Genomic DNA, 14,742 nt, shown 5'->3' with positions numbered 1-14,742 from the left:
ATTGCCGATAAGAAAGGGTTAGCATTAGCTAACCCTTTTTGCTTTTGGTCCAACTATCAATTGGCTTTAGGGAGCGCCCTTAGGGCATTGAGTTTTTGCTGGGCAATCCCAAATACGCACTCTGGGGCATAATGGCCTGCGTGTTTCCCATCATCGCCTCCTAAGGTCGCTGCCGTTTTACCCAGGAGTAGTGCCATCGCTTGGGTAACATGGCTAATCGCCCAAATATAGAATTCTCCACGTTCAACCGCTTCCACAATGTCTTGGCGTAGCATGAGGTTTGCTATATTCGACTCGGGAATAATCACCCCTTGGCTCGATGAGCGGCCCTTAATCTTACACACATCGAAAAAACCTTCGATTTTTTCATTTACGCCGCCGATGGGTTGGGCCTCACCAAACTGATTCATCGATCCGGTAATGGCAATATCCTGCCTTAAGGGCAACTCACTGATGGCGGAGATAATGGCGCAGCATTCGGCCATCGAGGCGCTATCACCATCTACCCCGCTGTAGGATTGCTCGAAGGTGAGATAGGTGGTGAGGGGGATTTGCGCGGTTTTACCAAGGACCGAAGCCAAATAGGCTGTCAGGATTAACACTCCTTTAGAGTGAATGCGGCCGCCGAGCTTAACCCTATGCTCAATATCCAGCACTTCCCCCTTACCGAAGGCGGTGGTGGCGGTAATACGATTCGGCAGACCAAATTGATGATCTGAGGTTGATATCACTGATAACGCATTGATTTGGCCGACAACTTTATCGTGGGTATTGATTAATGTCGTGCCGTTGATAAAGCTCTCCATAATATTGTCGTGCAGGCGTGAGACCCGTTGCTCTTGGTTTTTCAGTGCCTGCTCAACGTGCTGTTTTTCAATACATTGACTTGCGGCTGCCTTAGCGCAGAAGTTCGATTCCCTAAGCAGATTGGCGATGTTTGCCGAATGCAGCGACAGCTTTTGTTGGTCCTGCGCCTCACGGGAGCTGTATTCGATGATGCGTGCGATGGCGCTGCGGTCACAGTGCAACATATTGTTATCGTGGACTATGCTGGAAATAAATCGTGCATATTGCGCCTCCGAGATATCGGTTCTGTCCATCACATCTTCAAAATCGGCCGTGACCCTAAATAACTCACTAAAATCAGGATCATAATGCTGTAAAAGCTGATAGGTTTCATGATCCCCAAACAGAATGATCTTCACATCTAAGGGAATAGGTTCCGGCGCCAATGAGATAGTGCCAGAGAGTGAGACTTCCCGCTCCAAGGAGCTTAAATCTAACTTGCGCGAACGCAGTGCGCGTTTCAAGCCGTCCCATACATAGGGGCGCTCCAGTACTTTGATGGCATCCATCAACAGCACGCCACCGTTGGCCTTGTGTAAGCTTCCTGGGCGGATGAGTGAAAAGTCGGTAAACACTGTGCCCCTAAAGGTGGCGTTCTCAACATAGCCAAACAGGCTGTGGTAGCTTGGGCTTTCTTCAACCACAATCGGGAATTTTTGCTCCCCTTGGCATACGATGACGTTGACCTGATAGCGGCGTGGCATTTTCTTTTCAAGGGAGGCGTAGGCGAGGGCGAGTTGCTCTTCACTCTCCTCAAGGAAAATATCTAAATTACTTAAGATATCCGACTGCATCCCCGTTAAGAAGGCTCTGACTTCGGGCTGATGTTTGTATTTGTCTTTCAAGGGTTTGAAAAAGTGCACCAGCACATCTTTAGCGACTTGTTCGTCGTGTTCCTGTTGGGTATCGCTAAACTCTTCTTCCCATTCGGTATTTTGTCGAATGATGCCGCGAAGTTTAACTTCGAGCCCATTGATATTGCTTTCAAACTGGGCGCGCTCGGCTTCAGTTAAGGCGCCAAAGGAGACCTCGTCATGGGGCTCTTCGCCATTGAGGGCAACCATTTGATAATCGCCCTGCAGGGTTAAACTGAGGCTAATGTTTTTTTGTTTGGCTTCTTCACTCAGCTCTGTCAGTGCGGCTTCTTGTTTTTGTGCCAGTTGGCTTTTGAGCTTTTCGGCTCGGGCATAATACATTTCGTTATCAAAGGCTAAGGGCAGCGCTTTGACCAGTTTTAGCATGAGTTTTTCGATGGATTTTTTAAACTCTTGCCCCGTTCCTGCGGTCAGCTTGAGCACTTTAGGGCTGCGGGTATCGTCAAAGTTAACCACATAGCACCAGTCAAACAGTGACGGTTCAATGGGATCATGGCGATTCAGGTAACGCAGCATCATAGTGCGTTTACCTAAACCGTTTTGACCAATAGCATAAATGTTATAGCCCTTTTCCTTGATCCCCATGGCGAATTCCACCGCCTGTTGGGCACGTTCCTGTCCGACAATATCATCGAGTGGCGTGAGCTGAGCGGTAGACTGACACTCAGGGTTAAGCTGTTTAAGTTCGGATTTACGATAAAGCTGTTGACTCGTTAACGGAATGGCGGGTGTTGCTGTGGGCACGGTAGGCATAGAGATCCTTGTTTTTCATCCTGATTATTTCCATTGTAGACAATAGGATAATGTTGTTGTCAATCAAAAGGCGGTAATTTGTATTTAAATCGGTGTTGTGGCTGATGGAGGGCTTTTTGCAGATTAATAAGATGAAAAAACATTGCTTTTTATTGTGTTAGGTTTGCTGGTTTCCTCGTAGCGTTATTTGAAACAAAGTAATCGGCGATTGAGTCAAATATTTATGTATTAGTGAATGACGATGATTGAGTGTCTGCGGTAATATCTACCCAGATGCTGTGCGGGTTAGCGCGTAGAAACGCTTAAAGCGATGAATCTAAGCTGGTGGCTATCAAGGCTGGATTGCGGCGTGTGAAGGTGAGGGCGCGTGATGCCCTCAATCAAAATGGAATTGTAGAGGCTACAGTAAGCAAGCTTATGATTGATGTTGCAATTTCACAAAAACAGTTGACGGATTGGGCAAACGACTTGCAGTTGATTGCCGATATGACGCAGTCGCATGCGGTGATTTTACAAGCCAGCGCGGCGGGTGACTATCGCCTACTCGTACAGTCAGAACAATGTCAACTCGCTGATATTGAAGCCCTTATTAGGCATTTTAATCTCCAAGCGCATTTAAGCTTACATCAAAATGCCACCCCTAAAGTTAAAGTCGCTTCCTCTGCAGACGCTGCTGATAACCCCTTTAATGAATCACGTACTTTTAGCCACCATCAGGTAAATCTGCCTGAGGATATCCGCAGCGGTAGTGCCTATCAGCACGCCCTTATCCAAGATATCAGCGCGAACCAGCAGTGGTGCGACACTGGGCTTGGGAGCTTAATTTACCTGCCGATCCTTTGGACCTCGGGGGCGCATTTTGGCGTCTTATGTGTATATCACAGCGATCCTCTACATTTAGGGGATAGGGCGTTGCAACTTGCATCTCTAACGGTCAATAGCCTGCAACTTAATTTGAGCGAGTGGCTAAAGCAGCAAAAACAGGCGTTGGATATTCAGCGTGGGCAAGTTTATGCGCCCGATGTGATTGGCTTACAAACCTTTATCGATAGTTTTGAAGAGCATATTTGGGTCAAAAATACCCAAGGTGTTTACACCATCTGCAACCACAGTGTGGAGAAAGCCTGGGAGTTGCCCCGCAGTGAAATTGTTGGCAAGACGGATGAAGACCTTTTTGGTAAAGAAATCGCCGAGATTTTTCTCAATGGTGATAGGCTTGCCATTGAAGCGGGGACACCGATTATCGTCGCCGAGTGTTTAGACGGTGAAAAACAGAATAAACACTTATGGTTAGAAACCCTTAAAATTCCAGCAATGACCTCTGAGGGTGCGCTTGCTGGTGTCATTGGCATGACCCGCAATATCTCCAAGCATAAAGAGGTTGAAGAGCAGCTCACGCTGGCGACCAATGTGTTTAAACATACCCTCGAAGGTGTGGTGATCACCGACAGGCATGGCAATATCACCGATGTGAATGGTGCCTTCTATGAAATCACTGGCTACTCTCGGGAAGAGTTGCTCGGTCAAAATCCACGATTATTTAACTCGGGTCGCCACGAGAAAGCCTTTTTCGATGCCATGTGGAATCACTTACTCGAGACGGGTAAGTGGAATGGCGAAATTTGGAATCGCCGCAAGGATGGCACTATCTTCCCGCAAAATATCACCATCAGCACCATTTATGATGAGTTAGGTGATGTGCGCTATTTTGTTGCCGTCTTTGCCGATATTTCCGCTCAAAAACAGAATGAAGCTCAGCTTGCCCATCTGGCCTATTTTGACCCGCTAACCCATTTGCCAAACCGCATGAAGCTGATGATGCAGCTTAAACAGGAAGTGAAGCATGCAAAACGGCTCAATGCCCAGTTAGCGACAGTCTTTATTGATGTGGATTTGTTTAAACATATCAACGACAGTTTTGGCCACAGCATAGGTGATGAGATGCTGGTGGAGCTGGCAAAACGTTTGCGCTGCCAACTGCGGGAGCAAGATGTGCTGTCGCGTATTGGTGGTGATGAGTTTGTGGCACTGATCTCGGGGATCCAAGATCACGAGGATGCCGCCGCGGCCATCAATCAATTACGCCAAGTATTTGAACAACCTTTTGTGGTAAGTACGGGCGATCATCTACGTCTTACCGCCAGTATGGGGGTTTCAATTTACCCTAGCGATGGCAATAAGGCCGATACTCTGTTGCGTAACGCCGATGCTGCCATGTATCGCGCTAAGAGTGAGGGCCGCAATAACTTTGCCTTTTACACTGAGTCACTTACCAAACAATCCTTTGAGCATTTAAAGCTGCAGAGTGCACTCTATGGCGCGCTTGAAGAGAATGCTTTGTATCTGATGTATCAGCCTAAATTGGATTTAGTGACCCGTAAAACCCTTGGCGTGGAGGCGCTACTGCGCTGGAATGACCCCATATTGGGGCAAATATCCCCCGGGGTGTTTATTCCCGTCGCCGAGAAAATTGGACTGATTTACGATATAGGTTTGTGGGTGCTTGAAACCGCTTGTCTACAAGGTATGCGTTGGCTCGCCGAGGGCAAACCCTTTGGCCGAATTGCGGTGAACGTTGCCGGACAACAGCTACAACGTAGCTCCTTTGTTGAAGATGTTAAGCGTATCTTGGCTCAAACGGGCTTACCTGCCACTTGCCTTGAGCTTGAGGTGACAGAGAGCGTGATGATGCATAATCCCGATGTGGCGATTCGTGACTTAAAGCTGCTAGGGGATCTTGGCATCGAACTCTCGGTCGATGATTTTGGAACCGGATATTCCTCCCTTAACTATCTGAAAAAACTGCCTATCCATAAGCTTAAAATTGACCAATCCTTTGTGCGGGATATTCCCTTCGACACCAACAATACCGCTATCGCCAAAGCTGTCATTGCCTTGGGGCATGCGCTGAAGTTAGAGATAGTGGCAGAAGGGGTTGAGACCCAAGCACAGGCCGAGTTTTTAACCCAAAACCTGTGCGATCAGGCGCAGGGCTATCTCTTTAGCCGCCCGCTATTACCCGCGGATGTCGAGGCGTTTTTAGCAAAAGCCTAAGCGCGTCTAGCGAAAATCTAAGTGCAATTGGGCACCATTAAAGCCGTAGCAACTGACAGATGTAATGCAACTGGTCGCTCTAGCGGCGGTCTGTTAACATGGCGCCATTATTGTTTTTGGTGATCTTCCATGTCTTTTAGCGCGCTTTCCTTACATTCTCAGTTAGTGAATACCTTAGCCGAACTAGGCTATCAGCAGCCCACGCCCATCCAGATTGAAGCCATTCCCGCTATTTTGGCAAAACAGGATGTGATGGCGGGCGCACAAACGGGAACGGGGAAAACCGCAGCCTTTGCTCTCCCCATTTTGCAGCTATTACTCCTAGATAACGAAAGCTCCGATGCACCCAAAGAGATTCGAGCCTTAGTGCTAGTGCCCACTCGTGAGTTAGCGGTGCAAGTGCAGCAGAGTTTTGTTAAATATGCCAAAGGCACGGATATTCGTGTCGGGATTGCTTACGGCGGCGTGAGTATCGAGGCCCAGCAAGCCGAATTTAAGGCTGGCATCGATGTGCTTATCGCAACGCCTGGCCGCCTGCTCGATCATCTGCGTCAAGGTGCGCTTAATCTTAAACGCTTGAGCGTGCTGGTATTTGATGAAGCCGACCGTATGCTCGATATGGGATTTATGGATGAAATCAAAGCCGTGCTCAAGCAAGTGCCCGCGCAGCGACAGACACTGCTGTTCTCGGCCACCTTAGACGATTCGATTTTCGGTTTCAGTAAAAACCTTTTGCGGGATCCCAAGCTTATCGAAGTGACGAAACGCAATACCACGGCCGCACAGGTGGAGCAGCGGGTTTATGCCATCGACAGTGACCGTAAAACCGAGTTTGTCAGCCATTTAGTGCGCAGTAAAAATTGGCAACAAGTGCTGATCTTTAGCCGCACTAAGCAGGGTGTCGATAAACTGACCACTCAGCTCAATCAACTCGGGGTGGCAACGCAGGCATTTCACGGTGACTTATCCCAAGGCGCAAGGGAGAAGGTTTTAAAGGATTTTAAACAAGGACTAGTGCAGGTTTTAGTCGCGACCGATGTCGCCGCTCGTGGCCTCGATATTGCCGACTTGCAGTATGTAATTAACTTCGAACTGCCCTTTATTGCCGAAGATTATATCCACCGTATCGGTCGCACTGGGCGTGCGGGTAGCGCTGGTTTGGCGATTACGCTCTTTAGCCAAGAGGATGCATTGCTGCTTGAAGAGGTAGAAGCATTGCTCGATAAACGACTGCCGCAGCAATGGTATCCCGGCTTTGAACCTGATTTCAATAAAATGGAACCCGAGCCAAGACGCAATAGTAAAGCGGCTCAAAAACAGCGAGCTAAGAAGCGCGCCTTAGGCGGTAAGAAACGCTAGTTTGCTTATTGGTATGGCTTAGCTTGTGGGTTGAAAGTGTTATCAAAAGTCCTGAATTGGATACTTATCCGCCCCAGAGATGGGGCGGATTTTTGTTTTTCAACCGTTGACGATTCTGCGGTTTTCTTGCGCGGCAGTTTACTTATCTTTCACGGTTCTCACGCTGCCTGGCGTTTTGGAGAGCATCTCGCTTATTGTGTGTCTCGTGAGCTGCTTATCAAGGTCTTTTTTTCAGATTGTTAGCGTTGAATGTTAAGCATTAACTAAAATAGACTTCAGCTTGATTATTGCGTTGCCGCTCTTCATTTTTTTCAGTCGCTTCTTTAATTAGCTCAGATTTTTGGGCTTCGAGTAGCGCTATCTGCTTGGCCTTTTCTTCCTCGGATAAGCTGTCATTGGCGGCAATTTTCGCCATTTCTTCTTCTAGCTGCTTCAGTTTTTCCCTGTCGACTCCGGTGCGTTTATCGAGGATCGCCTGCATGGCCTCCGCTAATCTGTCTTCGGGTTTTGTACTCTCTTGAGAACCGGCAATATTTTGCACATTGCTGGTGTAATGTTGTTTGGCATTGGGCGCAAGCTGGCTATAGGTATCACTGGTTTCAGCGCTTCGAGTCACACTGCCCGATAGGGTGACAGTATCTTGCGGAGCTGTCATTTGAGGGCTCGAACTTTCCGCTGTGCTTGGTACGCCCTGCGTTTGTTGAGTCTGAGTCGATTTTAGCTGGCTTAGTGCAGTGGCTGCATAGCTATTGGGATTGATGACCGTCATTTCCTTATTCTCCCTCGTCGATGTTTACTTCCTGATGCCGCGCCAATGGGGCGAATAAACTAAGCAATATCAGGGCCAAGCCCTAGCGACTTTCGTTGGATTCTTAGCGTCAGAAAATTTTTATAAAAATTTGTACAAAAACTTGATCCTTGTACAAGAATGGTCCGTAATATTATTCAAAGTGATACAAGGAATAGCATTATGTACAAGTTTAATCCGCAGCGAATTCAAATCGGGATCAGTGCCTGCCTACTAGGGGAGAAGGTGCGCTTTGACGGTGGGCATAAAAATTCTTCCTATTGTAATCAAGAGATTGCCCCCTTTTTTGATTATGTCCCCTTGTGTCCAGAAATGGCGATTGGCCTAGGTGCACCGCGAAAAAGCATTCGATTAGTGCGCGATGGTGAACTGATCCGAGTGCAGAGTGGTGATGGCAGCTTAGATGTCACCGACAAACTCAATCGCTTTAGCGAGCAAAAGGTTGAGGAATTAGGCTTTTTAGGCGGTTACTTACTCTGCGCCAAATCGCCGACCTGCGGTATGGAACGGGTGACTGAGTACAAAATCGGTACCAATAATGGCACTAAATCAGGCATTGGAGTGTTTGCCCGTAAATTAATGGAACGCTACCCCTACCTCCCCGTCGAGGAAGAAGGTCGCTTGCACGATATGGTGCTACGGGAAAACTTTTTTACCCGAGTCTATGCCTATCACGACTGGCATAAGATGTGTCATGAGGGCCTAACCAAGCACAAGTTAGTGAAGTTTCATTCCCGCTATAAGTATCTGTTGATGGCCCATAGCCCCAAATGGTACCGAGAGCTTGGGCCGATTGTGGCCAATATTGAAGACTTAGATCAAACCGCCGAGCGCTATTTTGCGGGCTTTATGACCGCCTTAAAAATCAATGCGACCCGTCGAAACCATACCAGCACCTTACAACATATTCAGGGCTATTTTAAAAAGCATTTGAATAAGGAACAGAAGTTAGAACTGTCTGAAATGATTATGAAATATCGCCAAGGGCTTCTCCCTTTGCTGGTGCCTATCACTTTGATTAATCACTATTTGCGCCAATTCCCCACCCCCTATATTGAGGATCAAGTGTACTTAAATCCCCATCCCGAGGAATTAAAGCTGCGCTATGCCTATTAATCACAGTTAGCTGGCGAAAATACGCACTTGAACGATTAGATAATGCATTAAGATTAACGAGTTAAGTGATTGACATGAAACAACATGATTCAAAGGTTGAGGCCGAAAACCTCGAGAGTCGCGAGCTACTCCCGATAGGGGAAGTGTCGCTACTCACAGGGGTTAACGCGGTAACGTTAAGAGCATGGCAGCGCCGCTTTGGGCTGGTGATCCCTGCGCGTACGCCTAAGGGGCATAGGTTATACACTCCTGAAAATATTCAACAAATCCATGAGATCAATGCATGGTTAGCCAAGGGCGTCGCTATCAGTAAGGTCAAACCGTTACTGATGAGTTCGGCGCTTGCGACCGAAGCCGATAGCACCCCATTGAAAGAGGGGGATTTGTGGCAGGAGCAGATCACAGCTTTAAATAGCGCGCTGTTTGAACTGGATCAACCAAAGCTGCACCAAATCCTTGATGAAGCCCTTGGCTTATATCCCTTTCAATTAGTGAAACAAAAATTGTTGCTGGCTTGGATGGCGCAGTTACCAGCTTTGCTTGAGCCTCGTTTAGATGCCGAGCTGTTGCTTGCATGGTTAGAAAGTGAGTTAGCCAGTCGCATCGGAGGGCGCGCCAGTTTTGCCGGGCAGGCCAGTTTGGCGCAAATCGGTGTCGTGTGTTTGCCATCTATCCAAGGGCAAAAAACGGCCGAGCAGCAGAGCGGTTATTCGAGCATGTCTCACTCGGGTATAAACAATTCGAGTATCACTAACCGCTTGTATAATCTGGTTTTACGCTTAGAACTTGCCGAGTTAAGAGTGTCAGTCATTGATCTTGGTGTACTCGACACTACAAGCCTTGGGCTTATCAATAATCGGCTCAAGGTGGACGCTCTCTTGCTAGTGCCTGAGGCGAATCATCCGCCATCGAAAATCTTCGAGCTGCAAAGTTTGCTCGAGCAAATGCCACTTTCCTGTTATCTCATCGGCCCCTTTGCACCGACTCTCACTGCCTTATCGGCGTTTATGGCGCCAGACTTGGCTGAATGGGTTAGCCAAGTTTCGGCGGCAAAAGAGCAACATAAGAAACAGCTGCGCAAGCAGAAAAACGCGGCCGAAGCGCAGCAAGGAGAGCAAGCCGATGAGCGATAATCAACCCCCAGCGGCAAAGCACGCCTTAATGTGGTTTCGTCAAGACCTGCGCCTAACGGATAACCAAGCGCTGACGGCTGCCTGTGATTGGGTGCGGCAAGCGCCTGGCGCAAAACTCAGGGCGATTTATATTGCGACTCCGAGCCAGTGGCTTAGCCACGATATGGCGCCGATCCAGATTGATTTTATCCAGCGGCATGTGAATTTACTTGCCCAAGGACTCGCAAGCCTAGGGATTGAATTTGAGCTTATTCAGCTCGATAGCTTTAAAGAGGTGCCCACCTTTTTAGCGAGTTACTGCGAAAAGCTAGGGGTTGAGCGGGTGTTTGCTGGGCGAGAACCCGAAATCAACGAGCAAAAACGTGACCAAGCCTGTCTCGATACGGGTATCCCCTTGGTGCTCAGCGACGAACACTGCCTATTGCCGCCAGGCACTGTGCTTAACTTAAGCGGTGAAATGTATAAGGTGTTTACGCCCTTTAGTCGTAAGTGGCGAGAAATTGCCGCCAAACGCGCCATTTTGCCGCTTGCTGTCCCCGCGCCGCTTGGCCCTATGTTACCTGAACCAAAGCCAATCAGTTTTAAAGAACGTTTTACATCCACTAGCAAGCTAACCTCAAGCGAGCAATGGGCGGGGGGAGAGGGGCAGGCAAAGCGTATTCTTACCGCATTTATTCAGCAAAAAGCCCAAGACTATAAACAGGATAGGGACTTTCCCGCTCTCGAGGGTACCAGCGTCATCTCCCCTTATTTGGCGCTGGGCGTGCTCAGCCCAAGGCAATGTATCGCGGCGCTGCTTGGGCGTTTTCCCGAGGTGATTGTCGATGATACTAGCCCTGGGCGAACCTGGTTGAATGAGCTTATCTGGCGGGAGTTTTATCGCCATTTGCTGGTGGCTTTTCCAGATTTATCCAAGGGGCACAACTTTAATCGTCAGGCCGACCATGTGCAGTGGCGCAACAATCAAGCTGAGTTTGTAGCATGGTGCGAGGGCAAAACGGGTTATCCGATTGTGGATGCGGCGATGCGCCAGCTCAACCAAACTGGCTGGATGCACAATCGGCTACGCATGGTGGTGGCGAGCTTTTTAACCAAACACTTGCTTATCGATTGGCGCTGGGGCGAACGTTATTTCCGGCAGCATCTTATCGACGGCGATCTGGCGGCTAATAACGGTGGCTGGCAATGGTCGGCGGGCTGTGGCTGCGATGCCCAGCCTTATTTCCGCATTTTTAATCCCATCAGCCAGAGCGAAAAGTTTGATCCAGATGGCAGCTTTATCCGTAAGTACTTACCAGAGCTGGCATCTTGGGGAATCAAGCGTTTGCATCAACCCAATATGCAAAAAATGCTTTCGTTGTTTGAGGCGCCAATGCTGGAGTCTGACTCGGCTTATCCCTATGCGATTGTGGAGCACAATGCGGCAAGGGCGAGGGCGCTGGCGGTACTTGGGGTGCTGAAAAAGGCCTAGGCCATAGGCTCAACCTTACAACTTATCCCTTAGGGAGTTATCTGGATGATAAACCAAGCGAAGATTGAACAGAGCGGTGTGGTTGATGAGTTTATCGCGCTCTATCAAGCATTAAACAAAGACAATCTGCATCTGTTGGCTCAGGTCTACGATGACAATATTTGTTTTATCGATCCTATGCATCAAGTGAATGGTTTAACTGCCTTGACTGAGTATTTTGCCAAACTCTACAAAAACGTTGGCTACATTCACTTTGAAATCAAAGAAGTATTGCAAGATGACTCCCAAGCTTCGCTATTTTGGCAGATGCAATATCGCCATCCCAAGTTAAACAAGGGCGAACTCATCCGAGTCGATGGCATGAGCCAGCTTAAGTTTCATCAGCGGATTTACTTTCACCGGGATTATTTCGACTTAGGGCAAATGCTGTATGAGCATTTGCCCTGCATGGGCGGTCTCATTCGCTTGCTTAAAGACAGGGCGGCAAAGTGATGACTTCGGTGCAGATCCACAAAATCAACACTGTGCTGATCACAGGGGCAAGCTCGGGTATTGGGCTGCAATTAGCCAAGGATTATCTCGCCGCTGGCTGGCATGTGATTGCCTGCGGGAGAGATAAAGCCAAGCTCGATGCCCTTGCCGAAACCGTGCTGATAGGGGCGACTTGCATCAGCTTTGATATTAGCGAGCGCAGCCAAGTCCAAGAGAATGCTCGCCACATCAACGAGTTACTGACTCAGTGTGCCTGTCAGCTGGATCTGGTGATCCTCAATGCAGGTGGCTGCGAGTATATCGATGACGCTAAACACTTCGACGACAGATTGTTTGAGCGTGTCGTGCACACCAATCTGATTGCCATGGGCTACTGCCTTGGCGTGTTTTTACCCTTAATGCCAAGAGGCGCGCGCTTGGCACTGATGAGTTCGAGCGCAACTTATTTAGCCTTTCCCCGTGCTGAGGCCTATGGCGCTTCTAAGGCCGGCGTGCAGTACCTAGCCGCCAGTCTGAGGCTCGACCTTGCTCAACATGGGATATCTGTGAGTGTGATTTGCCCTGGATTTGTGGCGACGCCTCTAACGGCCAAGAATGATTTTGCCATGCCGATGCAAGTCGATGTAAAGGCGGCGTCAATGGCAATTCGCCGCGGGCTTTCGCGCGGCAGATCCGAGATCCATTTTCCCAAACGATTTACTTATTTATTGAAATTGATGTCATTTCTACCAGTCTTGGTTTGGCAAAAAATAATCCAACGGGATAACCAGCCAAGGGCGCTTAAGGATGCAGGACGATGAAAAATATTGCCATTGTAGGGACGGGAATTTCAGGGCTGACCTGTGGTTATCTACTCAGCCAATCCCACAAGGTTACTGTATTTGAGGCCAATGACTATATAGGTGGCCATACCGCGACCGTGGATGTGGAGCATTTTGGTAAACACTATGCGATAGACACAGGGTTTATCGTGTTTAACGACCGAACCTATCCTCGTTTTGAGCGGCTGTTAGCCCGTTTAAATGTCAGTATTTTGCCGACCGAAATGAGTTTTAGTGTACATAACGCCCTGACGGGGCTTGAGTATAATGGCCATAATTTTGCCAGTTTGTTTGCCCAAAAGCGTAACCTCCTGAATCCGCGGTTTTGGGCCTTTTTAAATGAAATTGTGCGCTTCAATAAAAGCTGTAAGGCGATTTACCAGCAGGATAATTATCCCGCTGGCAACTTAGGGGATTTTCTCGACCGCGAGCAGTTTTCCGACTTTTTTGCCGAGCATTATATTTTGCCCATGGGGGCGGCAATTTGGTCATCGAGCATTGAAGATATGCGCGCCTTTTCGCTGCGCTTCTTTATCCGTTTCTTTGAGCACCATGGCTTACTAAACGTCAGTAACAGGCCGCAATGGTATGTGCTTAAGGGCGGCTCACGCAGTTATATCCCTGATTTAATTGCCCCCTTTAAAGACAATCTGCATTTAAACAGCCCAGTAAGTGCCATCGAACGCCATGCTGATGGAGTCAAACTGTATGTGAATGGCGAGTGGCAGGTATTCGATGAGGTGATCCTTGCGTGTCATAGTGACCAAGCGCTTAAGATGCTAACCGATGCCACCTCGGCTGAAAAAGCGATTCTGGGTGACTTGCAGTATCAAAATAATGAGGTGGTTTTACATACAGATACCAGCCTTTTACCTAAGCGCAAGGCGGCATGGGCCAGCTGGAATTATCGTTTGGATGGCAATCAAAAACGCCCCGCCTCAGTGACTTACAATATGAATATTCTGCAGCGCTTACCTAGCGACGCGCCAACCTTTTGCGTGACGCTTAACCAGACTGAGCTGATTGACGAAGCCAAAATTCTACGCCGTTTTAACTATGCGCACCCTGTTTTTAATGAGCAGAGTTTGCAGGCGCAGGCGCGCCGAGAAGAAATCTCTGGGCAAAACCATACCCATTTTGCGGGCGCCTATTGGCACAATGGTTTCCATGAGGACGGTGTCCGTAGCGCCTTAGATGTGTGCGCTCACTTTGGGGTGACGCTATGAGTGAGCTCAATAGCGGTATTTACTACGGCAGCGTGACCCATAGTCGCTATACGCCTGTAAAACATCACTTTAGCTATCAAATGGCGTTGCTTGCGATTGATTTAGACGAAGTCGATAGCATCTGTGCCATGGGGCGCAGTTTCGCCAGTCAGCAGCGCGCGCTGCTCAGATTTAATCCCAAGGATTACCTTCGCAGTTTTACGACAAGGGATAACCAGAGCCGACAACTTGAGATAAATGAGCCAAGCAGCTTTGCCCTTAAGCAACGGGTGCTTGAGCAAGTTGCTGAGTTAGGCGGTCACCAACCTTGCGACAGAGTGCTATTTGTTGGGCAGATCCGTCACTTTGGCGTGTACTTCAGCCCTGTGAATTTTTACTTTTGTTATCAAGCACAACAGCCTCTATATATGCTTGCCGAAGTGAGCAATACCCCGTGGGACCAACGCCACTGTTATTTAGTGGATTTATCCGCCCCTAAAACCACGGATAAAGTGTTTCACGTTTCGCCTTTTATGAACCTCGATATGCGCTATCAATGGCATGTTGAACCGCCTACTGAACGCTTAAACATTGGCATCGAGAATCTACCGAATCAGACGGGTAAGCGTTTGTTCAATGCCAGCCTGTCGATGACTCGCCAAGCTATCAATGCGCAATCCCTTCGCGCCTTGTTGTTTCGCTTTCCATTTATGACGCTGAAAATTGTCGGCGGGATTTATTGGCAGGCGTTAAAGCTGTTCTTTAAGCGCGTACCTTTTGTGCCGCATCCTGCCCAAGTGGAGAAATAA

At 48.5% G+C, this 14,742-nt stretch carries 11 protein-coding genes; 9 read left to right on the top strand and 2 right to left on the bottom strand.

Going from position 1 to position 14,742, the window contains the following annotated elements; all coding sequences use genetic code 11:
- Positions 1–56: 56 nt before the first annotated feature.
- On the bottom strand, positions 57–2,474 hold the full coding sequence (locus M0415_RS07945; RefSeq protein ID WP_249554463.1) for a Lon protease family protein: 2,418 nt from the start codon (positions 2,472–2,474) through the stop codon (positions 57–59).
- A 417-nt stretch (positions 2,475–2,891) separates the two neighbouring features.
- On the opposite strand from M0415_RS07945, the gene M0415_RS07940 reads away from it, so the two are divergent.
- Both M0415_RS07940 and M0415_RS07935 read left to right on the top strand, forming a co-directional pair.
- A complete protein-coding gene (locus M0415_RS07940; protein ID WP_249554465.1) occupies positions 2,892–5,528 on the top strand; it encodes a bifunctional diguanylate cyclase/phosphodiesterase in 2,637 nt (878 codons plus the stop codon).
- Positions 5,529–5,657: 129 nt separating this feature from the next.
- The gene (locus M0415_RS07935; protein WP_249554467.1) at positions 5,658–6,887 is read left to right on the top strand and encodes a DEAD/DEAH box helicase; all 1,230 of its coding nucleotides are present in this window, start codon (positions 5,658–5,660) and stop codon (positions 6,885–6,887) included.
- Between the two features lie 259 nt (positions 6,888–7,146).
- Here the strand turns inward: M0415_RS07935 and M0415_RS07930 are convergent, their stop codons facing one another.
- Positions 7,147–7,656 (bottom strand): hypothetical protein, encoded by a 510-nt coding sequence (locus tag M0415_RS07930; protein WP_249554469.1) that lies wholly within the window; start codon positions 7,654–7,656, stop codon positions 7,147–7,149.
- 201 nt (positions 7,657–7,857) lie between these two features.
- Between M0415_RS07930 and M0415_RS07925 the strand changes: the two genes are divergently transcribed.
- The 7 genes from M0415_RS07925 (at position 7,858) to M0415_RS07895 (ending at position 14,742) form a co-directional block, all read left to right on the top strand.
- Positions 7,858–8,811 (top strand): YbgA family protein, encoded by a 954-nt coding sequence (locus M0415_RS07925; RefSeq protein ID WP_249554471.1) that lies wholly within the window; start codon positions 7,858–7,860, stop codon positions 8,809–8,811.
- Positions 8,812–8,885: 74 nt separating this feature from the next.
- Complete coding sequence (locus M0415_RS07920; RefSeq protein WP_249554473.1) at positions 8,886–9,944, top strand: MerR family transcriptional regulator; 1,059 nt, start codon at positions 8,886–8,888, stop codon at positions 9,942–9,944.
- The gene (gene phrB, locus M0415_RS07915) at positions 9,934–11,415 is read left to right on the top strand and encodes a deoxyribodipyrimidine photo-lyase (protein ID WP_088212087.1); all 1,482 of its coding nucleotides are present in this window, start codon (positions 9,934–9,936) and stop codon (positions 11,413–11,415) included. Before M0415_RS07920 ends, phrB begins: the two co-directional genes overlap by 11 nt.
- Before the next feature lie 45 nt (positions 11,416–11,460).
- A complete protein-coding gene (locus M0415_RS07910) occupies positions 11,461–11,907 on the top strand; it encodes a nuclear transport factor 2 family protein (protein ID WP_011625607.1) in 447 nt (148 codons plus the stop codon).
- Positions 11,907–12,707, top strand: a complete 801-nt coding sequence (locus M0415_RS07905) for an SDR family NAD(P)-dependent oxidoreductase (protein ID WP_088212086.1) — start codon at positions 11,907–11,909, stop codon at positions 12,705–12,707. Before M0415_RS07910 ends, M0415_RS07905 begins: the two co-directional genes overlap by 1 nt.
- Complete coding sequence (locus tag M0415_RS07900; RefSeq protein ID WP_088212085.1) at positions 12,704–13,954, top strand: NAD(P)/FAD-dependent oxidoreductase; 1,251 nt, start codon at positions 12,704–12,706, stop codon at positions 13,952–13,954. The genes M0415_RS07905 and M0415_RS07900 overlap by 4 nt, the downstream gene beginning before the upstream one ends.
- Positions 13,951–14,742, top strand: a complete 792-nt coding sequence (locus M0415_RS07895; protein ID WP_088212084.1) for a DUF1365 domain-containing protein — start codon at positions 13,951–13,953, stop codon at positions 14,740–14,742. Before M0415_RS07900 ends, M0415_RS07895 begins: the two co-directional genes overlap by 4 nt.

Origin of the sequence: Shewanella sp. 10B, assembly GCF_023475885.1 — a bacterium.
GTDB classification, from domain to species: domain Bacteria; phylum Pseudomonadota; class Gammaproteobacteria; order Enterobacterales; family Shewanellaceae; genus Shewanella; species Shewanella mangrovisoli.
The sequence above is the reverse complement of the archived record's forward strand: the minus strand, read 5'-3'. Positions and strand labels throughout refer to the sequence as shown.